Genomic DNA, 20,941 nt, shown 5'->3' with positions numbered 1-20,941 from the left:
CGTTCGCAACGGTTCTCCGACAGTCTTCTCCCCATGTCGATCAAGGTGGCGCTCGAGCACCGCACGACCTACCGGTTCGCCGAGCCGGTCACGGTGCACCCGCACGTCGTCCGGCTCCGGCCGGCTCCGCACAGCCGCACGCCGATCGAGTCGTACTCGCTCGACGTGACGCCGGGCAGCCGCTTCCTCAACTGGCAGCAGGACCCGTTCGGCAACTGGATGGCGCGCCTCGTCTTCCCCGAGCCGGTGAAGGAGCTCGACATCACCGTCGGGCTGGTCGCCGACCTGATGGCGATCAACCCGCTCGACTTCTTCGTCGAGCCCTACGCCGAGACGTTCCCGTTCACGTACGACGCGGCCCTGGCGCGCGACCTCGCGCCGTACCTGGTGCAGGTCGGCGAGGGCGGGAGCCGCAAGCCGGGGCCGGTCGTCACCGAGTTCCGCAAGTCGCGTCCGCGCCTGCCCCGGGGCGGCGAGCGGATCATCCCGTTCCTCGCCCAGCTCAACGCGGCGGTGCGGGACTCGGTCGGCTACTCGGTGCGCATGGAGCCCGGCGTGCAGACCCCCGACGAGACGCTGACCCGCGGCATCGGGTCGTGCCGCGACAGCGCGTGGCTGCTGGTGAGCCTGCTGCGCTCGTACGGCCTGGCCGCGCGCTTCGTGTCGGGCTACCTCGTGCAGCTGGCGTCGGACCAGAAGAGCCTCGACGGCCCGAGCGGGCCGGAGCAGGACTTCACCGACCTCCACGCGTGGACCGAGGTCTACCTCCCCGGCGCCGGCTGGGTCGGCATGGACCCGACGTCCGCGCTCTTCGCCGGCGAGGGCCACATCCCGCTCTCCGCCACCCCGCACCCCTCGGCCGCGGCCCCCATCTCGGGTGCGACCGACAAGGTCGAGGTGGAGTTCGCGTTCTCCAACACGGTGCGACGCATCCACGAGGACCCGCGCGTCACGCTGCCCTACTCCGACGACCAGTGGAGCCGCATCGACGCGGTCGGCCTCGCGGTCGACGAGCGGCTCCGGGCCGGCGACGTCCGCCTGACGATGGGCGGCGAGCCCACCTTCGTCAGCGTCGACGACGCCACCGCGCCGGAGTGGAACACCGCCGCCGACGGGCCCGCCAAGCGCGCGCTCGCCACCGACCTCGCGGAGCGCCTGCGGGCGATCTACGCCCAGGGTGGCGCCGTCTACCGCGGCCAGGGCAAGTGGTACCCGGGCGAGGACCTGCCGCGCTGGCAGATCGCGCTGCAGTGGCGCACCGACAACGTCTGGCTCTGGCAGGACCCCGACCTCCTCGCCGACCCCTGGAGCACCGCGACGGCCGACCCGAAGGCGGCCCGCTCCGCCGAGCGGCTCGCCCGCCGGGTCACCGAGCTGCTCGGCCTGCCCAAGCGGGCGCTGCTCGCCGCCTGGGAGGACCCGCTGACGGCGGTCGCCGCCGAGGTGGGCGCGCCCGCGGGCCCGCGACCGAGGATCGCCGACGAGCGGCTCGACAAGGCGCAGGTCGCCGCCCTCGACAAGGCGGACAAGGCGGAGAAAGCTCCCACTGGCTGGGTGCTGCCGCTGGTGCCGGGGGAGCAGTGGGTGTCGCCGCAGTGGCGGTTCCGTCGCGGTCGGCTGGTGCTGACGCCGGGCACGTCGGCGGTGGGCCTGCGCCTGCCGCTCGACTCGATCGCCTGGGTCGACCCGGAGCCCGCGATCGACCCGGACTACCTCGTGGCCGGCCCGCCCCTGGCCCCCGACGTGCCCCCGGTCGCCGTCGTCGCCGCCACCGACGCCTCCACCACGGCCCTGGCGGTCGAGGCCCGCGACGGGCACGTGCACGTCTTCCTGCCGCCGTCCCAGCGGCTGGAGGAGTACACCGACCTCCTCTACCTCGTCGAGCGCGCGGCCCGCGACACCGCCGTCCCCGTCGTGCTCGAGGGCTACGGCCCCCCGCCCGACTCCCGCCTCACCCAGCTCGTCGTCACCCCCGACCCGGGCGTCATCGAGGTCAACGTGCAGCCGACCGGCAGCTGGGGCGAGCTGCGCGACCTCACCACCACGCTGTACGACGCGGCGCGCGAGGCCCGCCTGACGACGGAGAAGTTCGACGTCGACGGCCTCCACACCGGCACGGGCGGCGGCAACCACCTCACGCTCGGCTCGCAGCAGGCGATCGACTCGCCGCTGCTGCGCCGTCCGGACCTGCTCGCGAGCCTCGTGCGCTACTGGCAGCGCCACCCGTCGCTCTCCTACCTCTTCTCCGGCCGCTTCATCGGGCCCACCAGCCAGGCCCCGCGCTTCGACGAGGCCCGCCCGGAGGCGGTCTACGAGATGGAGATCGCGCTCGCCGAGCTGCAGCGGCTGGGCGACTTCGCGGGCTCGATCGGCGAGAGCACGCGGCCCTGGCTGGTCGACCGCGCGCTGCGCCACCTGCTCGTCGACCTCACCGGCAACACCCACCGCGCCGAGTTCTGCATCGACAAGCTCTACAGCCCCGACTCCTCGCGCGGGCGCCTCGGCCTGCTCGAGCTGCGCGGCTTCGAGATGCCCCCGCACGCCCGGATGGGGCTCGTGCAGGCGCTGCTCGTGCGCAGCCTCGTCGCGATGTTCTGGGAGAACCCGTCGAAGGAGCCGCTGGTGCGCTGGGGCACGCGCCTCCACGACGACTTCCTGCTGCCCCAGGGCAACCGCGACGACATCCGCGAGGTGGTCGCCGACCTCAACCGCGCCGGCATCTGGTTCGAGGAGGCGTGGCTCGACCCGTTCTTCGAGTTCCGCTTCCCGCGCATCGGGTTCCTCGACGCGGGCCCGGTGCACCTCGAGCTGCGCCAGGCGATCGAGCCGTGGCACGTGCTGGGCGAGGAGGCCACCGGCCAGGGCACGTCGCGCTACGTCGACTCCTCGGTCGAGCGGGTGCAGGTGCTGGCCCGTGGGCTGGAGCCGAACCGCCACCTCGTCACGTGCCAGGGTGTGCCCGTGCCGCTCACGCCGACCGGGGTCCCCGGCGAGTTCTACGCCGGCGTCCGCTACCGGGCGTGGCAGCCGTGGTCGGCCCTGCACCCCTCCATCCCGGTGCACGCGCCGCTGCACTTCGACGTGGTCGACACGCCGTCCCACGCCAGCCTGGGCGGAGCGACGTACCACGTCACCCACCCCGGCGGGCGCAGCTACGACACCCCGCCGGTCAACGCCGTCGAGGCCGAGTCCCGCCGTCGGGGCCGCTACGACGCCCACGGCATGACGTCGGGCTACGTCGACGTGGCCGCCGCCATCGCGACCGGCCGCCGGGTCTCCTCGGAGGAGTACCCGCGCACGCTCGACCTGCGCCGCGTCAGCGCCTCGAACGGCTTCTGGTGACCGTCCTCGGCGACTACTCCGCCGCGGTCGCGCAGCCGCGCCTGGGTGACGAGCCGGCCCGGTACGACGAGCTGGTCGGCCCCGACGGGTCGCTGCGGGCCGCCTGGAAGCCGCTCGCGGAGTCGGCGGTGCGCCTGACCTCCGACGACCTGCGGCGCGTGCACACCGAGATCACGCGGACCCTGGCCGACGACGGCGTCACCTACGTCGCCGCGGGCACGGGCGTCGAGCCGTGGCGGCTCGACCCGGTGCCGCTCGTCATCGACGCCGACCAGTGGTCGACGATCGAGGTCGGGCTCGCCCAGCGCGCCGAGCTGCTCAACGCCCTCGTCGCCGACCTGTACGGCCCGCGGCGGTTGCTGTCGGAGGGCGTCCTCCCGGCGTCGCTGGTGCTGGGCCACCCCGGCTACCTGCGGGTGCTGGCGCGCCGCTCGACGGTCGACCCGCGACCCCTCCTGCTCACCGCCACCGACCTCGGCCGGGGCGCCGACGGCACGTGGCGGGTGCTCGCCGACCGGGCGCAGGCCCCGTCGGGCATGGGCTTCGCGATGGAGAACCGCCGCGTCATCTCCCGGGTCCTGCCCGAGATGTACCGCCAGGCGACCCTCCACCGGATGGCGCCGTTCTTCCACGCTCTGCGCTCCACGCTCATGCAGGCGGCCCCGGGCGACCCGCCGAACCCGCGGGTGGTCGTGCTCTCCCCGGGCCCGCACTCGGAGACGGCCTACGACCAGGCGTTCCTCGCCGGCACGCTCGGATTCCCGCTCGTGCAGGGCAGCGACCTCGTCGTCCGCGACGGCGCCGTCTGGATGCGCGTGTTCGAGCACCTCGAGCGCGTGCACGTCATCCTGCGCCGCGTCGACGCGGCGTTCAGCGACCCCCTCGAGCTGCGCGGCGACTCCCGTCTCGGGGTCGCCGGCCTCACCGAGGCGGTGCGCCGCGGCACGGTGCGGGTGGTGAACGGGCTCGGGTCCGGCGTCGTCGAGAACCCGGGCCTGCTGCCCTACCTGCCCGCCGTTGCGGAGCGCCTGCTCGGCGAGGAGCTGCGGCTCGACGCCGTCCCCACGTGGTGGTGCGGCGACGAGAGCTCCCGCGCCCACGTGCTGGCCCACCTCGACGGGCTCGAGGTGCGCCGCACCGACGGCACCCGTGTCGACGAGGCCCCCGACGCGCTGCGCCGGCTGGTCGAGGCCGCGCCGCACGCGTACGTCGGGCAGGAGCCGATCGCGCTGTCGCAGGCCCCGACGTACGCCCGCACGGCCGACCCCGGGCGGTCCCGGGCCGCCGTGGAGGCCGTGGCGGTGAGCCCCGGTCCGGTCTCGCTGCGCACCTTCACGCTCTGGTACGGCTCGTCGTACCGGCCCCTCGTCGGCGGGCTCGCCACCGTGCGCGAGCGCCACGACGGGCTGCGCACCGTGCCGTCGGTGTCGAAGGACGTCTGGGTGCTCAAGCGGGAGCCGGGCGAGCCCGACCAGCACCTCGCCCACCAGCTGCAGCTCTCGTACGCCGACCCCGGCTCCGCGATGGTGCCGCGCGTGCTCGACGACATGTTCTGGCTCGGCCGCTACACCGAGCGCGCGGAGGACCTGCTGCGCCTCGTGCTCACCGCGCACGCCCTGGCCGAGGACTACCGCACCCGCCCGCAGTCGTCGGGCGGCGCCAGCCTCGCGATCGCCCTCGAGGCGATCGCCGCGCTGAGCCGGCCCCGGCCCGGTGCGGCGGACACGGCCCTCGACGGCCCCGGCGGTCTCGGCGGCGAGGGCCTGGACGCCGAGTTCCGCTCGGTGCTGCTCGACCCCGTACGGCGGGGCAGCGTCGCCCAGTCGGTCCGGTCCCTGCGCTCGGCGGCGCAGGGGGTCCGCGACCAGCTCTCGGCCGACACCTGGCGCGCGTTCGCGTCGATCGACCGGGCGGCGGCCTCGCTGGTGGAGTCGCCCTACAGCCACCAGGTCGAGGAGTCGGCCGGCCGCATGCTCAACGGCGTGCTGGCCCTCACCGGCATCACGGCGAGCATGATCCGCGACCCCGGCTGGCACATGATCTGCGCGGGCCAGGCGCTCGAGCGGGTGCAGCAGGTGGCCCGGCTGCTGCGCGCCACGCTGGTGGAGCGGCGCGGCCTCGACACCGACCGGCGGGTGCTCAACGCCGTGCTCGGTTCGACGGAGTCGGTCGTGACGCACCGCCGCCGGCACCGCGGCTACGTGAAGGTCGGCAGCGTGCTCGACCTGCTGCTGCTCGACCCGGCCAACCCGCGGTCGGTGGCCTCGTCGCTCACCGAGCTGCGCACCCACCTCGCCGCGATGCCGGGCTCGACGGGTGCCACGCGGCCCGAGCGCCTGCTCGACGAGCTGACGGAGCGGGTCGCGTCGGTCGACGTCCGCGAGCTCGTGACCATCGGCGGCGCCCGGCGACCGCACCTCGTGCACCTGCTCGACCAGGTGGTGACGGAGGCGAACCGGCTCTCCGACGCGATCGCGGTGCTCCACTTCCCGACCGGTCCTGGCCCGCGCTCGTTCGCCCAGCTGCTCCCGACGTCGCTCGCGCCGGGCGACCTGCTGGCGGAGGCGGGCGCATGAGGTACCGGGTCTGGCACCGCACCACCTACACGTACGACGACGACGTCACCGACAGCCTCGGCGTCGCCTACCTGACCCCGCGCGAGGGCCCGTTCCAGAAGGTCGGCGAGCGGGTCCTGCGCGTCACCCCGGACACCCCCGAGGTGCGCGACGACGTCGACGTGCACGGCAACACCGCGACGTACTTCCAGGTGGTCCGCCCCCACCGCGAGCTCGAGGTGTACGCCGAGAGCGTCGTCGACGTGACCACGCCCGTCTACGACGACGACGTGCTCGCGACCCCGTGGGAGCGCGCACGGCCCGCGGTGCGCAGCGACGCCCCCGACGCCTGGGAGGCCTGGGACTTCGTGCTCGACTCGCGGATGGCGGACCAGACCCCCGAGGCCCACGCGTACGGCGCGGTCTCGCTGACGCCGGGCCGACCGATCGGCGAGGCGGTCTCCGACCTGGTGCGCCGCATCCACGAGGACTTCGCCTACGAGCAGGGCGCCACGACGGTGACGACGACGGTCGCCGACGTGCTGGCCTCCCGGGCCGGCGTCTGCCAGGACTTCGCCCACCTGACCCTGGCCTGCCTGCGCTCCCACGGCCTCGCCGTCCGCTACGTCTCGGGCTACCTCGCCACCACGCCGCCGCCCGGCAAGGCCCGGCTGGTCGGCGCCGACGCGAGCCACGCCTGGAGCGCCGTGTGGGTGCCCGGGCCGGCGGCCGACGACGGCACCGTGCGTCCCGGCCAGTGGCTCGCCGTCGACCCGACGAACGACACCTGGGCCGACGACCGCTACGTCACCGTCGCCTGGGGTCGCGACTACGCCGACGTGCCGCCGCTCAAGGGCGTGATCTTCACGGAGGCGACGACGTCGACGCTGAAGGTCGCCGTCGACGTCGCGCCGTTGTGAGGGAGGACGCCCTCACCGCTCCGGTCAGCTCGCCTCGTCGAACTCGGTGCCCGACACGAGCCACTCGCCGTCGACCTCCGTCAGCGTGAAGGTGCCGGTGAGGTCGTAGGTCTCGCCCTCGTCGGGGTCCACGGTCACATCGACCGGCACGGTCGCGGTGTCGCCGTCGATCTCGGCCTCGCCGACCTCCGCGTCGTACCGGAAGTCGTTGTAGGTGGTGCAGTACTCGCTGTCGACGTCGTCGAGGCCGCTCTCCCGGGCGTACTCGTCGGTCATCAGCTCGCGCTCCTCGCTGCAGGCGGTGCTCTCGTAGACCTTCTCCACGACGTCTTCCGGGGAGTCGCCGCGGAGCAGCAGGAAGGCGGCGGCACCGACCCCGAGCACGATGGCGACGGCGGCGATGCCGACGATCGCCACGACGGTGGTGCTGGGGCGGCGGGAGCGTCCGGCGGTGGTCGACATGGCGTCGCTCTACCCCGTTCCCACCCCGGCCACGCCTGCGCCGGACGGCCGGATCGGGCAGGATGCCCGCATGAGCGACGGTGGACAGCACGGATCGGGCGGCCAGGGCGGAACCCCCGCGGGGTGGTACCCCGACGGCTCGGGCGGGCAGCGTTGGTGGGACGGGCAGCGGTGGACCGACCACACGCAGCCGGCGCCCGGCGCGGCTCCCCAGCAGGGGTACGGCGCCCAGCAGGGGTACGCCCCGCAGGGGAACGCGGGCCAGCAGGGCCACGGCCAGCAGGGGTACGGCCAGCAGGGGTACGGCGACCAGGGCTGGCAGCAGCAGCCGGGCTCCGGCGGCCGGAAGGGCAACCGGAAGCTGCTCGCGATCGTCGGCGGTGTCGTGCTGGTCGTCGTCGTGATCGTGCTGGTCCTGGTGTTCACCGTGCTCCGCGGCGGCGGCAACGACCCCGAGGGCGTGGCGCGCGACTACCTGGACGCCGGCACGGCGGGCGACTTCGGCCGGGTCTGCGAGCTGAGCAGCTCCTCCAGCCAGGAGACCTCGCTGGAGGAGCTCGACGTCGACAGCTGCGACGACGTCGACGATGCGGTCGCCGAGCAGCTCGACGGCGCGGAGTTCCAGCTCGAGGACTTCGAGTACGAGTTCGAGATCACCGACGTCTCCGAGGCGGACGACGGGGAGTCGGCGACCGTCACCGTCGACGGCACGACGACGTACGTCGGCGACGACGAGGACCTCGCCGAGTTCTACGAGGACTCGCTCGGGGAGACCTCGACGGAGGAGCTGGAGCTCGTCAAGGAGGACGGGGAGTGGCGGGTCGACGCCGGGGGCGTCTTCTGACGCAGGATTGACCGCCGGGCGGGAGGGGTAGGTCCCGCGCCATGAGCGATCACCGCAGCGGCGGCACGCCGCCGGGCTGGTACCCCGACAACACCGGCCAGACCCGTTGGTGGGACGGCGAGGGGTGGACCCCGCACACCCAGCCGGCGGCGCCCCAGGGCCCGCCCGGGCACCCCGGGCAGCCGACCCCGGGGCCCGGCCAGGGCCGCAAGGGCGGCAAGGGCAAGGTGATCGCGGCCGTGCTCGCGCTGGTGGTGGCGCTCGCGGCGATCGCCGCGGTCTGGTTCTTCTTCCTGCGCGGCGGGGGCGGCCCGGAGGAGGTCGCCGACGACTACCTCAACGCCGCCGCGGACTCGGACTTCGAGACGCTCTGCGACCTGACGGCCGCCGACGACCAGGAGGCGCTCCTCGAGTCCGCCGACGGCGCCGGTGACTGCGCGGAGGCGAGCGACTGGGCGGACGACCAGGAGGAGGAGCTGCGCCGGCAGGCCGAGGACTCCGGCGTCGAGGTGCCCGAGGACCCCGACATCTCCTTCGAGATCGGCGACGTCACCGAGGACGGCGACGACGCCACCGTGGAGTACTCCGTCACCGTCGACGGCGAGACGTCCGACGACGAGCTCGACCTCGTGCGCGAGGACGGCGACTGGAGGGTGACGGGCGGAATCGCCGGCGGTCTCACGGCCGACGTGCCCGAGGTGGAGGGGATCGAGCCCCCCGACGACCTCGAGTCGATCGACCCCGACGACCTGGAGTCCCTCGACCCGGACGACCTCGGCATCGACCCCGACGAGCTCGAGTCGCTGGACCCCGACGACCTGGGATCGATCAGCCCCGACGACCTCGGCTCCTTCGACCCCGAGGACTTCGGTCTCACCCCCGAGGACCTCGAGGAGTTCGAGTCGCTGGACCTGACCCCCGAGGACCTGGAGTCGTTCGGCTTCACGCCCGAGGAGATCGAGGTGCTCGAGCAGCTGGGCGTCATCTGACGCGACCCCTCGCCCCGGGCGACGGCGACCTGGACCTGGACCTGGACCTGGACCAGATCCTGGGTTGACGTCGCCCGGGGCGTCGTCGTGGTCCACCATGGTGCCCATGAGCGACTCGAGCGGGCAGGGCGGTACTCCGGCGGGGTGGTATCCGGACGGGTCCGGCGGTGAGCGGTGGTGGGACGGCCAGGAGTGGACCGAGCAGACCCGCCCCGCCGGCAGCGACCTCTCGAACCCCGAGCAGGGCACCTCCGACGGCGGGTACGGCGCGACCGCGCAGGGCCAGGCCCCGTTCGGCCAGGACCCCTTCGGCCAGGCCCCGGCGGCCCCCGGCTACGAGCAGGGCGGCTACCCCGGGGCGGGGCAGCCGTCGTACGGGCAGCAGCCGTACGGCCAGGACGCCTACGGGCAGCAGTCCTACGGCCAGCAGCCCTACGGCCAGGCGCCGTACGGCGCGGGCACCCCCGGCGGGGCGCCGAAGAAGAGCAAGGGCCCGCTCTACGCGATCATCGGCGGCGTGGCGCTCGTCGTGATCGTCGGCATCGTCCTGGCGATCGTGTTCCTGGGCGGCGACGACGACAGCGACCGCGACACGGCGCGCGACGACTCGTCCAGCACGGACTCCTCCGACGACCCGACCGACGACGAGCCGACGGACGACGAGTCGAGCGACGACTCCGGTGACGGCGGCAGCGAGGCCGACGCCGAGGAGCTGGCGGACGAGTTCCTCACCGCCTACGTGGCGAGCGACTACGAGCAGGTCTGCGAGCTGAGCAGCGAGAGCGTGCAGACGCTCAACTTCAGCTACTTCGACGCCACCGACTGCGCCGGTGTCGGCGAGGGGGCCCAGGCCGCGGAGGAGGAGGACCTCACCGACGCCGGGATCACCCGTGACGACGTCGAGATCACCTACGAGATCACCGACCTGACGGTCGACCCCGACGGCGAGAGCGGCACGGTCGACTACGAGACCACGCTCTCCTACATCGGCAGCGACCCCGACCTGGCGGCCGGCTTCACCGACGAGACGTCGACCGACTCCCTCGACCTCGCCTACGAGGGCGGCACCTGGGTCGTCGACAGCGACGAGATTCCCGGCTGACTCCGGTTACGGGGGTGACCGCCGGGGTACATCGCACCTCATGAGCGACGACACGAGCGGCCAGACCTCCGCCGGCTGGTATCCCGACGGCTCCGGCGGCCGCCGTTGGTGGGACGGCAACCAGTGGACCGGGCACACCCAGCCGGCCGAGGGCGGCTCCTCCCCCGAGGAGGGGCCCGCCCCGACGGCCCACCTGCCCGCGCAGGGCGGCGAGCCCGCGCAGGGCGGCGAGCCCGCGTCGTACGGGCAGCAGGGCCCGGGTCAGCAGGGCCCGGGTCTGCCGTCGTACGGGCAGGGCCCGCAGGGTCAGCCCGGCCAGTGGGGGGCGGCCCCGGTCGCCGCGGGCGGCACGCCTCCCCGCAAGGGCAAGGGCAAGCTGATCGCGATCATCGCGGCGGTGGTCGCCGTGCTGCTCGTGGTCGCCCTCGTCCTCTACTTCTTCGTCATCCGTGACTCGGACGGTGACGACGACAACGACCGCGCGAGCGACGACAGCAGCGAGTCGACCGACAGCACGGACAGCACCGACGACCCGACGGACGACGAGTCCGAGTCGGACGACCCTGACACCGACACCGACGCCCCCTCCGAGGATCCCGACGAGGTGGCCCTGACGTTCCTCGAGGCCATCGGCAACGGCGAGTGCGACACGCTCCTCGGGATGCTCTCGTCGACGTCGAGCGACACCGGCATCGACGAGTTCTGCGCCGACCCCGAGGCGCTGGGCGAGTTCTCCGAGGGCATCACCTTCGACTTCGAGATCACCGACGTGGAGGAGAGCGACCAGGAGGCGACGGTCGACTACGAGGTCACCACGACCTACACCGGCGACGGCCCGGACGCCTCCGCCGCGCCGACCGAGCCGGAGACCGACGAGGGCACGATCGGCCTGGTCGTCGAGGACGGCGAGTGGAAGGTCGACACGTTCGTCTGAGCCCCGGCTCCCCGCCCCTCGCCGGGACGATCACCCCTGCGGGGGTGGGCGTCCCGGCGAAGCGGCGAGTGGGGGCTGCGCCCCTACTATTCGGGCCGTGAAGTCCTTCCGCTGCCGCACGTGCGAGAACGTGCTCTTCTTCGAGAACTCCCTCTGCGTCTCGTGCGGCTCGGCGCTCGGGTTCTCCCGCGCCGAGCGTGCGATCGTGCCCGTCGAGGACGGGCAGTACGTCGACGCCTCGGGCGCCGTCTGGCACGTCTGCGCCAACCTCAACGTCTCGGGCTGCACCTGGCTGACCGAGCTCGAGGGGGGCACCTGCTTCGCCTGCGACCTCACCCGCACCCGGCCGGCCGACACCGACGCCGAGGGCATGAGCCAGTTCCCGGCGGCCGAGGCGGCGAAGCGTCGCCTCGTGGTCGAGCTGGACACGCGCGGGTTCCCGGTCGTGGGTCGCGACGAGGACCCTGAGTCGGGCCTCTGCTTCGACATGCTCAGCTCGGTCGACCAGAACGTGGTCATCGGCCACGCCGACGGGGTCATCACCATCGACCTGGCGGAGAGCGACGACGCCCGCCGCGAGCGCGTCCGGGTCGACCTGGGCGAGCCCTACCGCACCATGCTCGGTCACCTCCGCCACGAGGTGGGCCACTACATCGAGTACCGGCTCGTGCAGGGCGACGAGGTGCTCGCCCGCTGCCGCGAGCTGTTCGGCGACGACACGGCCGACTACCAGGCCGAGATCGACCGCCACTACGACGAGGGCCCGCCCGAGGACTGGGAGGAGCGCTTCATCACGACCTACGCGACCATGCACCCGTTCGAGGACTTCGCGGAGACCTTCGCGCACTACCTCCACATCTCCGACACGGTCGACACCGCGGCGGAGCAGGGCCTCGTCACCATCAACCCCTCGGCGTTCAGCTCGTTCCGCGACCTCGTCGTGGGCGTGTGGGTGCCGCTGAGCGTGGCGCTGAACCAGATCAACAAGTCGATGGGCAAGGACGACCTCTACCCGTTCGTCATTCCGGACCCCGTGCTCGAGAAGTTGGAGTTCGTGGCCTCGCTCGCGGGAGACTGACGGACGGCCCGACCCCGACCACCCCGGAGGACCCATGCGCGCGCTGCGCTCGATCGTCGCCTACCTGCTCGCGCTGGTGGTGTGCCTCCTCGTGCCGGCCGCTCTCGTGGCGTCGTGGGCGGCCAGCCAGGTGGACGACACCCCGGCGTACGTCGACACGGTCGGCGAGCTGACCGACGACCCCGTCGTCGTCGGCGAGGTGACGACGCGGCTGACGTCGGCGGTCACGCGGGTGGTGCAGGACTCGCCCGCCGGGGTCGTGCTCGACGACGCGGGCCGCGCCCAGATCGACGAGGTCGTCGGCACCGTCCTGACGAGCGACGAGTTCGACAGCGCCTGGCGCTCGGCGAACCAGGTGGCGCACGAGCAGTTCGTGGCGCTCATGCGCGGCGAGCCCGGTGCGGCCGAGGTCGAGGGCGGCTACATCACGGTGTCGCTCGAGCCGCTGCTCGACGCGGCCCTCGCCGAGCTCTCCTCCCGCGGGCTCACGCTGGCGGAGCCGAGCGGCAACCCGATGACGTTCCGGGTGCTGCCGGCCTCGGACCTCGACGACGTGCGCGACGCCTACGACCCGGTCGTCAGCGCCGGGCTCTGGGTGCCGATCGCCGCCGTCGTGGTCCTGCTCGCGGCGGTGCTGGTGGCCCCGGGCCGCACCCGCCTGCGCGTCGGGGTCGTCGCCGGCCTCGGCACGGCGCTCACCTGCGGCGTGCTCCTCGCCGGCCTCTCGGTCGCCTCCGACGTCGTCGGACTGCGGGTCAGCTCGGCCGACCGCGACCTCGTCGGCGCGGTGGTCGACGTGCTCCTCGGCGGCCTGCGCACCCGGGCGTGGATCGCGGTGGGGGTCGGTCTCGTGGTCGCCCTGCTGTGCCTCGTCGCCGCCTCGGTGCTCCGGCGGCGCGACCGCTCCCGGCCCGTGCGCCCCGGTGCGGACGACGAGCGCGGGACGTACGACGGCGCGGACGAGCGGTCGTCCGGCGACCCCTACGCGGTGCAGCCGCTCGCGCCGTACCGGCAGGAGCCAGGCGCGCCAGGGCGCTCCTCCTAGGCTGGGGGCATGAGCGCCGAGCCGACCGACGACCAGACCCCGACGTACGTCACGGCGGGCAAGGAGTTCGACCGGGACATGAACTACATCCCGGACCGCATCACCGCCGTCGACGCCGCGACGGGCGAGCCCCGTCGGCCGTCGTACGGACCCGACGACGTGCCGTTGTGGGCCGCGGAGCCGGGTCGCTACCGGCTCGTCGCCGCGAAGGCGTGCCCGTGGGCCAACCGCGCGATCATCGTGCGGCAGCTGCTCGGGCTCGAGGACGTCATCTCGCTCGGCACGCCGGGCCCCACGCACGACAAGCGCTCGTGGACCTTCGACCTCGACCCCGACGGCCGCGACCCGGTGCTCGGCATCGAGCGCCTGCAGGAGGCCTACTTCGCGCGGTTCCCCGACTACCCGCGCGGCATCACGGTGCCCGCGGTGGTCGAGGTGGCGACGGGGCAGGTCGTCACGAACGACTTCCCGTGGATCACCTACGACCTCAGCGCCGAGTGGCGCGACCACCACCGCGCCGATGCCCCCGACCTGTGGCCCGATGACCTCCGCGAGGAGATGGAGGTCGTCAACAAGCGTGTCTTCACCGAGGTGAACAACGGCGTCTACCGGTGCGGGTTCGCGGGGTCGCAGGAGACGTACGACGCGGCCTACGACCGGCTCTTCACCGCCCTCGACTGGCTCGAGGAGCGCCTCACCGACCGCCGCTTCCTGATGGGCGACCGGCTGACCGAGGCCGACGTGCGGCTCTTCACCACGCTGACGCGGTTCGACCCCGTCTACCACGGCCACTTCAAGTGCAACCGCAACAAGCTGAGCGAGATGCCGGCGCTGTGGGCCTACGCCCGCGACCTCTTCGCGCTGCCCGGCTTCGGCGACAACACCGACTTCGAGCAGATCAAGGCGCACTACTACGTGGTGCACACCGACATCAACCCGTCGGGCATCGTGCCGAAGGGCCCCGACCTCGCGTCGTGGACCACCCCGCACGGACGCGAGGCCCTCGGCCCCACGCCGTCGTTCGCGGTCTGAGCCGTCGCCCCGGGGGCGAATGAGAACCAGCCGCAAGATACCCCTCGGGGGTATCGTCCGCGACGGAGCGGACCGGACCGACGAGGTCGGCGCGACGCTGTCGAGGAGGCGCGATGGGCCACGGTCACGGACACGGGCACGGCGGGGGCACGCACGGCGAGGGCCGCGCGGGTGACCGTCGCCGGCTGAAGATCGTCCTGGGCGTCACCGGGTCGGTCATGGTCCTGCAGGCCTTCGGCGGCTGGCTCACCGGCTCGCTCGCCCTCGTCGCCGACTCGGCCCACATGGCGATGGACGCCGGCGGCGTGCTGCTGGCGCTCGGGGCGTCGTACGTCGCGGCCCGCCCGGCCGGGGAGCGCTCGACCTTCGGCTACCACCGCGCGGAGGTGCTCGCCGCCCTCGCGAACGCGGTGGTGCTGCTCGGGCTCGGGGGCGTGCTGCTGTACGTCGGGATCTCGCGGCTGTTCGACCCGGGCGAGGTCGATGCCCTGCCGATGATCCTGTTCGCGCTCACCGGCCTGCTGGCGAACGGCGTCTCCATGGCCGTGCTGAGCCGCTCCGACACGGGCTCGCTCAACCTGCGGGGCGCGCTGATGGAGGTGATGGCGGACCTCCTCGGCTCGGTCTTCGCCATCCTCGCCGGCGTCGTCATCCTGCTCACCGACTTCCAGCGCGCCGACCCGATCGCGTCGCTGCTCATCGCGGTGATGATCCTGCCGCGGGCGCTGACGCTGGCCCGGGACTCCCTGCGCGTGCTGCTCGAGGTGGCCCCCGAGGAGCTCGACCTCGAGGAGGTCACGCGCCACATCCGCGACATGGACGGCGTGCTCGACGTGCACGACCTGCACGCCTGGACGATCACCTCCGGCCTCCCCAGCCTCTCGGCCCACGTCACGGTCAGCGACGAGGCGCTCGAGGCGTACGGCGTCGGCGGCATGCTCGACCGGGTGAGCCACTGCGTCTCGGACCACTTCGCCGTCCGGCACGCGACGTTCCAGATCGAGCCCGCCACCCACCGCCAGCACGAGGACCTCGGCGAGGCGCACTAGGGGCTGGGTCCGGGTCGACCCCTACCCCCGCTCGACCTCGCTGCGCAGCTTGAGCACGACGGTGCCGTCCTCCTGCTCGATGACGTAGGCGGGGTCGTCGTCGCTGCCGTCGCGGGTGATCTCGGAGCCCTTCGACGTGCGGGTGACCTTGTCGTGGTGGACCTCGGTCACCTTCCCGCTCGCGTTGGAGCTGCCCCACTTCCAGGTGACGGTCGTGCCGGTGCGGATGCTCATGCCGCCCAACGTACGGCGGCCCGGGCCACCGCAGGCTCACCCGTGCGGGGCCCGATCGGCCGCCGCACTTCCGGCCTCCGGCACGGTCCGCCGTATGCCCTCCGGTGCGTGCTGGGGACGGCGGCGTGCGCGGCCGCGCTCCGTCGGCTACCGTGGCGCCAGGCCCGTATGACCTGGGTCACACATCTGCAGACCGACGACTCCGGTCCGGCGCCCACCCCCGCGTCGTACGGCGTCGTCACGACGAGCCCGGAGGCGGTGATCCCGCAGCCGAGCGAGGAGCGTGTCATGACGATCTTGACCGGCGCCCCCACGGCCCACGAGTCGGCCGAGTGCGAGCCCGACTACGTGCAGCTGCTCACCCCGGACGGGGAGCGGCGCGAGCACCCCGACTACGCCTTCGACGGCGACGACGACCTGGTGCGCACCTTCTACCGCGACATGGTGATGGCCCGTCGCATCGACACCGAGGCCACCGCGCTCCAGCGTCACGGCGAGCTCGGCATCTGGGCCCAGCTGCTCGGCCAGGAGGCGGCGCAGATCGGCGCGGCCCACGGCACCCGCCGGCAGGACTTCATCTTCCCGACCTACCGCGAGCACGGCGTCGCGTGGGTGCGGGGGCTCGACCCGGTCCGGCTCCTCGGCCTCTTCCGCGGCATCGACCACGGCGGCTGGGACCCGAAGGACCACAACTTCGGTCTCTACACCGTCGTCATCGGCGCGCAGGCGCTGCACGCGGTGGGCTACGCGATGGGCATCGAGGCCGACGGCGACGTCGGCACCGGCGACCTCGACCGCGACGCGGTGGCCGTCGCCCACTTCGGCGACGGGGCCTCCAGCCAGGGCGACGTGCTCGAGTCGTTCGTCTTCGCGGCCACCTACAACGCCCCGGTCGTCTTCTACTGCCAGAACAACCAGTGGGCCATCTCGGCGCCGATCGAGCGCCAGTCGCGCACGCCGCTGCACTGGCGCGCCCCCGGCTTCGGCTTCCCCGGCGTGCGGGTCGACGGCAACGACGTGCTCGCGACGTACGCCGTCATGCGCGCCACGACCGACCGCGCCCGCAGCGGCCAGGGCCCGACCTTCGTGGAGGCCTACACCTACCGGATGGGCGCCCACACGACGACGGACGACCCCACCCGCTACCGCTCCGGCAACGACGTCGACGCCTGGAAGCGCAAGGACCCGATCGCCCGCGTCGAGGCCTACCTGCGCCGCGCCGACGCCGTCGACGACGCCTGGCTCGCGAGCCTGGCCGAGGAGGCCGCCGACCTCGGCGCCACCCTGCGTCGCGGCTGCCACGAGCTGCCCGACCCGGCGCCGCTCGCCCTGTTCGACCACGTGTACGCCGAGGTGCCCGACGAGCTCGCCGAGCAGCGCGACTCGTACGCGGCCTACCTCGCCCAGTTCGAGGAGGTCTCCCGATGAGCACCAGCCGCATCACCCTCGCGAAGGGTCTCAACGCCGGCCTCCGCGCCGCGATGGAGCAGGACGACAAGGTCATGCTGATGGGCGAGGACGTCGGCCGTCTCGGCGGCGTCTTCCGCATCACCGACGGCCTGCAGAAGGACTTCGGGGAGCGCCGCGTGCTCGACTCGCCGCTGGCGGAGTCCGGGATCGTCGGCACCGCGGTCGGCCTCGCGATGCGCGGCTACCGCCCCGTGATCGAGATCCAGTTCGACGGGTTCGTCTACCCCGCCTACGACCAGATCGTCACCCAGGTCGCGAAGATGTCCTACCGCAGCCAGGGCAAGGTGCCCCTGCCGCTCGTCATCCGCATCCCCTTCGGCGGCGGCATCGGCGCGGTCGAGCACCACTCCGAGAGCCCGGAGGCGCAGTTCGCGCACACCCCGGGCCTCAAGGTGGTCGCCTGCTCGAACCCGGTCGACGGCTACTGGATGATCCAGCAGGCGATCGCCAGCGACGACCCGGTGATCTTCCTCGAGCCGAAGCGGCAGTACCACGCCGACAAGGCCGACCTCGACACGTCCGTGGCGCCCCCGCCGCTGTTCACCTCGCAGGTCGTGCGGCGCGGCGACGACGTCACGCTCCTGGCGTACGGCCCGATGGTGCGCACGTGCCTCGCCGCGGCCGAGGCGGCGGTCAGCGAGGGCCGCTCGGTCGAGGTGATCGACCTGCGCACGCTCTCGCCGCTCGACATGGGTCCGGTGCTCGCGTCCGTCCGGCGCACCGGCCGCGCGGTCGTCGCCCACGAGGCGCACCGCAACCTCGGCATGGGCTCGGAGCTCTCGGCCCGCATCACTGAGGAGTGCTTCTACTCGCTCCAGGCGCCCGTGCTGCGCGTCGGCGGGTTCGACACGCCCTACCCGGCCGCCCGCAACGAGCACCACTTCCTGCCCGACCTCGACCGCGTGCTCGACGCCGTCGACCGCTCGTTCGCGTTCTGAGAGGGCTGCCGCATGCCTGAGTTCAAGCTGCCCGACGTCGGCGAGGGCCTCACCGAGGCCGAGATCGTCGCCTGGCACGTCAAGGTCGGCGACGTCATCGAGGTCAACGACCCGATCGTCGACATCGAGACCGCGAAGTCCGTGGTCGAGCTGCCCAGCCCGTACGGCGGGGAGGTCACCGCCCTGCTCGTCGAGGTCGGCGAGACGGTCGCCGTCGGCACGCCGATCATCGTCGTGGGCGAGCCCGCCGCCGCCCCGGCGGCTCCTCCGCCGGCGCTGGCCGCACCGCCCGTCGAGGAGCCCGCCGCGGCGAGCGTCGTGGAGGTCGAGGTGCCGTCCGCCCCTCCGGCGGTCGACGAGCCGATCGACACCAACGTCCCGCCCGAGGGCAACCCGACGCTGGTGGGCTACGGCCCGCGGGAGACGAGCGCGCAGCGACGCCCGCGCCGTACGCCGGAGGCCGTGGTCAGCCCGCAGCCCGAGGCCGTCGACGCCCCCGTGCTCGCCAAGCCGCCGGTGCGGCTGCTGGCCCGTGAGCTCGGCGTCGACCTCGCGACGGTCGCGGCCACGGGGCCCCACGGCACCGTGTCGCGCGAGGACGTGGAGCGCGCGGTGGCCGGCGCCGTCCGGGAGCAGCCGGAGGCGCCGGCGCCCACCGCGGAGGCTCCGCGCCCCGTGACGCACCAGGCACCGGCGGTGGCGGGCACGGGCGGAGAGCAGCGCGAGCCCGTCAAGGGCGTGCGCAAGGCCATGGCCCAGGCCATGGTGGCCTCGGCGTTCACGGCGCCGCACGTGACGATCTGGAAGACCCTCGACGTGACGGGCACGCTGGCGTACGTCGAGCAGCTGCGCGCCCGCCGGGAGTTCCGGGACGTGAAGGTCTCGCCGCTGCTCGTGCTGTCGCGGGCCGTGACGCTCGCGATGCGACGCTCGCCGCTGCTGAACTCCTGGTTCGACACCGACGCCGCGGGCGGTGACGGCGAGGTCGTCCTGCGCGACCGGGTCAACCTGGGCATCGCGGCGGCGACGCCGCGGGGCCTCGTCGTACCGAACGTGAAGTCGGCCGACACGTTGCCGCTCGTCGACCTCGCGGGCGCGCTCGCCGAGCTGACCGCCACGGCGCGGGAGGGTCGGACCCAGCCCGCCGACATGGCCGGCGGCACGTTCACGATCACGAACGTCGGGGTGTTCGGCATCGACGGGGGCACGCCGATCATCAACCCGGGGGAGTCGGCGATCCTCTGCTTCGGGCAGGTCGTGAAGCAGCCCTGGGTGGTGACGGCGGAGGACGGCTCGTCCGAGCTGGCGGTGCGCGACGTCGCGACCCTGACGCTCTCGTTCGACCACCGGCACATCGACGGTCAGGCCGGCTCGCGCTTCCTCGCCGACGTCGCCTCGGTGATGGAGGACCCGGCGAACGGGCTCCTGCTCTGACCGTGGGCGACCGGCAGCGTCCTCAGAACGCGTAGCGCCGCGACCTCTGGGTGACGCTGCCGGCGCCGGCGACGAGCAGCCGGGAGAGCTCGTGCTCGAGCACGCCGCCGACGCGCTGGCAGAACGCCTCCGGCTCGTCGGCAGCGTCGGGCAGCTCGGGCACGACGACGTCGACGACGCCCAGTGCGGCGAGGTCGATCGCGCGCACGTGCTGGGCGCGGGCCATCTCGGGGGCGTGGTCGAGGTCGCGGTGCACGATCGCGCTGGCGCCCTCGGGCGGCAGCGGGGAGAGCCACGCGTGCTGGGCCGCGACCACGCGGTCGGCCGGCAGCAGCGCGAGGGCCCCGCCGCCGTTGCCCTCGCCGAGCATGAGGCAGAGCGTCGGCGCGTCGAGGGTCACGAGGTCGGCGAGGCAGCGGGCGATCTCGCCCGCGAGGCCGCCGTTCTCGGCGTCGGCCGACAGGGCCGCGCCCTGGGTGTCGATCACCGTCATGAGCGGCAGCTTGAGGTCGGAGGCGAGCCGCATCCCGCGCCGGGCCTCCCGCAGCGCCTCCGGACCCATCGGGTGCTCCCGGGTCTGGCCGCGCCGGTCCTGGCCGAGGAACACGCACGGGGCGTCGCCGAACCGGGCGAGCGCGATGATGAGACCGGGGTCGGACTCGCCCTCGCCGGTGCCGTTGAGCAGCACGACGTCGCTGGCGGCGTACCGCAGCAGACGACGGACGCCGGGGCGCTCGGGGTTGCGGGAGCGGGTCACCGCGTCCCAGGTCTCGACGTCCGGCACGGGGGTCAGCTCGGGAGCCGGCACCGTGCCGACACCGGCACGGCGTGCGAGCAGGATCGCGAGCGCCCGGTCGACGATGTCGACGAGGTCCTCGGGCGGCAGGACGGCGTCGATGATGCCGCGCGCGTAGAGGTTCTCCGACGTCTGGACGCCGGCGGGGAACTCCCGGCCGTAGAGGGCCTCGTAGACGCGTGGCCCGAGGAAGCCGACCAGGGCGCCCGGCTCCGCGACCGTGATGTGGCCCAGCGAGCCCCACGACGCCATCACGCCGCCGGTGGTGGGGTGGCGCAGGTAGACGAGGTACGGCAGCCCGGCCTTCTTGTGGGCGGCGACGGCCCCGGAGATGCGCACCATCTGCACGAACGCGGGCGTGCCCTCCTGCATCCGGGTGCCGCCCGAGACGGGCGCCGCGAGCAGGGGCAGGCCCTCCGCGGTGGCGCGCTCGACGGCGGTGACGACCCGGTCGGCGGCCGCGCGGCCGATCGAGCCGGCCAGGAACCGGAACTCGCCGATGAGCAGCGCCACCCGACGACCCCGGATGAGCCCCTCGCCCGTCACCACCGACTCGTCGGTGCCGGCCTTCTCCGCCGCGGCCACCAGCTCGGCGGCGTACGCCTCGGGCAGGTCCGTCGGACGCACCGGCGGGCTGTCCCACGACCGCCAGGAGCCGTCGTCGAGCACGAGGTCGATGAGGTCGGCGGAGGTCAGTCGCGTGGTCACGGGCCCGAC

17 protein-coding genes are annotated in these 20,941 nt (G+C 73.5%); 14 read left to right on the top strand and 3 right to left on the bottom strand.

The window, feature by feature from the left end; all coding sequences use genetic code 11:
- The first annotated feature begins 33 nt into the window (after positions 1 to 33).
- Genes K329_RS0118965 through K329_RS0118955 form a run of 3 tightly spaced genes read left to right on the top strand, consistent with a single transcriptional unit; the run spans position 34 to position 6,817 of the window.
- Positions 34 to 3,342 (top strand): transglutaminase family protein, encoded by a 3,309-nt coding sequence (locus K329_RS0118965; protein WP_028474279.1) that lies wholly within the window; start codon positions 34 to 36, stop codon positions 3,340 to 3,342.
- Positions 3,339 to 5,918 carry a circularly permuted type 2 ATP-grasp protein gene (locus K329_RS28035; protein ID WP_052337117.1) on the top strand — a complete coding sequence of 860 codons (2,580 nt, stop codon included), beginning with the start codon at positions 3,339 to 3,341 and terminating at the stop codon, positions 5,916 to 5,918. Before K329_RS0118965 ends, K329_RS28035 begins: the two co-directional genes overlap by 4 nt.
- Entirely contained in the window at positions 5,915 to 6,817 is a 903-nt protein-coding gene (locus K329_RS0118955) for a transglutaminase family protein (protein WP_028474278.1), read from the top strand. Before K329_RS28035 ends, K329_RS0118955 begins: the two co-directional genes overlap by 4 nt.
- A 24-nt stretch (positions 6,818 to 6,841) precedes the next feature.
- Here the strand turns inward: K329_RS0118955 and K329_RS0118950 are convergent, their stop codons facing one another.
- Positions 6,842 to 7,279 carry a hypothetical protein gene (locus K329_RS0118950; RefSeq protein ID WP_084541439.1) on the bottom strand — a complete coding sequence of 146 codons (438 nt, stop codon included), beginning with the start codon at positions 7,277 to 7,279 and terminating at the stop codon, positions 6,842 to 6,844.
- Positions 7,280 to 7,349: 70 nt separating this feature from the next.
- On the opposite strand from K329_RS0118950, the gene K329_RS31525 reads away from it, so the two are divergent.
- From K329_RS31525 to K329_RS0118910, 8 genes are all read left to right on the top strand, one after another.
- Positions 7,350 to 8,123, top strand: coding sequence for a DUF2510 domain-containing protein (locus K329_RS31525; RefSeq protein WP_211225911.1), 774 nt, complete (start codon positions 7,350 to 7,352; stop codon positions 8,121 to 8,123).
- Between the two features lie 41 nt (positions 8,124 to 8,164).
- Positions 8,165 to 9,112 carry an Rv0361 family membrane protein gene (locus K329_RS0118940; RefSeq protein ID WP_028474276.1) on the top strand — a complete coding sequence of 316 codons (948 nt, stop codon included), beginning with the start codon at positions 8,165 to 8,167 and terminating at the stop codon, positions 9,110 to 9,112.
- Positions 9,113 to 9,218: 106 nt separating this feature from the next.
- Positions 9,219 to 10,214 carry a DUF2510 domain-containing protein gene (locus tag K329_RS29885; RefSeq protein ID WP_169721617.1) on the top strand — a complete coding sequence of 332 codons (996 nt, stop codon included), beginning with the start codon at positions 9,219 to 9,221 and terminating at the stop codon, positions 10,212 to 10,214.
- Positions 10,215 to 10,254: 40 nt separating this feature from the next.
- Positions 10,255 to 11,148 carry a DUF2510 domain-containing protein gene (locus tag K329_RS31520; protein WP_028474274.1) on the top strand — a complete coding sequence of 298 codons (894 nt, stop codon included), beginning with the start codon at positions 10,255 to 10,257 and terminating at the stop codon, positions 11,146 to 11,148.
- 97 nt (positions 11,149 to 11,245) lie between these two features.
- Positions 11,246 to 12,226 (top strand): zinc-binding metallopeptidase family protein, encoded by a 981-nt coding sequence (locus K329_RS0118925; RefSeq protein WP_028474273.1) that lies wholly within the window; start codon positions 11,246 to 11,248, stop codon positions 12,224 to 12,226.
- Positions 12,227 to 12,260: 34 nt separating this feature from the next.
- A complete protein-coding gene (locus tag K329_RS0118920) occupies positions 12,261 to 13,271 on the top strand; it encodes a hypothetical protein (protein WP_028474272.1) in 1,011 nt (336 codons plus the stop codon).
- 9 nt (positions 13,272 to 13,280) lie between these two features.
- Positions 13,281 to 14,303 carry a glutathione S-transferase family protein gene (locus K329_RS28015; protein WP_043644222.1) on the top strand — a complete coding sequence of 341 codons (1,023 nt, stop codon included), beginning with the start codon at positions 13,281 to 13,283 and terminating at the stop codon, positions 14,301 to 14,303.
- 113 nt (positions 14,304 to 14,416) lie between these two features.
- Complete coding sequence (locus K329_RS0118910) at positions 14,417 to 15,352, top strand: cation diffusion facilitator family transporter (RefSeq protein WP_028474271.1); 936 nt, start codon at positions 14,417 to 14,419, stop codon at positions 15,350 to 15,352.
- Positions 15,353 to 15,373: 21 nt separating this feature from the next.
- Here K329_RS0118910 and K329_RS0118905 read toward each other — a convergent pair whose 3' ends face one another.
- On the bottom strand, positions 15,374 to 15,586 hold the full coding sequence (locus tag K329_RS0118905) for a hypervirulence associated TUDOR domain-containing protein (protein WP_028474270.1): 213 nt from the start codon (positions 15,584 to 15,586) through the stop codon (positions 15,374 to 15,376).
- Between the two features lie 288 nt (positions 15,587 to 15,874).
- On the opposite strand from K329_RS0118905, the gene pdhA reads away from it, so the two are divergent.
- The 3 genes from pdhA to K329_RS0118890 are packed head-to-tail and all read left to right on the top strand — an operon-like array spanning position 15,875 to position 19,428.
- Positions 15,875 to 17,014 (top strand): pyruvate dehydrogenase (acetyl-transferring) E1 component subunit alpha, encoded by a 1,140-nt coding sequence (gene pdhA, locus K329_RS0118900; protein WP_028474269.1) that lies wholly within the window; start codon positions 15,875 to 15,877, stop codon positions 17,012 to 17,014.
- Positions 17,011 to 17,994 carry an alpha-ketoacid dehydrogenase subunit beta gene (locus K329_RS0118895; RefSeq protein ID WP_028474268.1) on the top strand — a complete coding sequence of 328 codons (984 nt, stop codon included), beginning with the start codon at positions 17,011 to 17,013 and terminating at the stop codon, positions 17,992 to 17,994. The genes pdhA and K329_RS0118895 overlap by 4 nt, the downstream gene beginning before the upstream one ends.
- A gap of 12 nt (positions 17,995 to 18,006) precedes the next feature.
- On the top strand, positions 18,007 to 19,428 hold the full coding sequence (locus tag K329_RS0118890) for a dihydrolipoamide acetyltransferase family protein (RefSeq protein WP_028474267.1): 1,422 nt from the start codon (positions 18,007 to 18,009) through the stop codon (positions 19,426 to 19,428).
- Between the two features lie 22 nt (positions 19,429 to 19,450).
- Here the strand turns inward: K329_RS0118890 and K329_RS0118885 are convergent, their stop codons facing one another.
- On the bottom strand, positions 19,451 to 20,932 hold the full coding sequence (locus K329_RS0118885) for a carboxyl transferase domain-containing protein (RefSeq protein WP_028474266.1): 1,482 nt from the start codon (positions 20,930 to 20,932) through the stop codon (positions 19,451 to 19,453).
- Positions 20,933 to 20,941 lie beyond the last annotated feature (9 nt).

Origin of the sequence: Nocardioides alkalitolerans DSM 16699, assembly GCF_000426525.1 — a bacterium.
Classification (GTDB): domain Bacteria; phylum Actinomycetota; class Actinomycetes; order Propionibacteriales; family Nocardioidaceae; genus Nocardioides; species Nocardioides alkalitolerans.
This window is presented reverse-complemented; position numbering and strand designations above follow the sequence as displayed.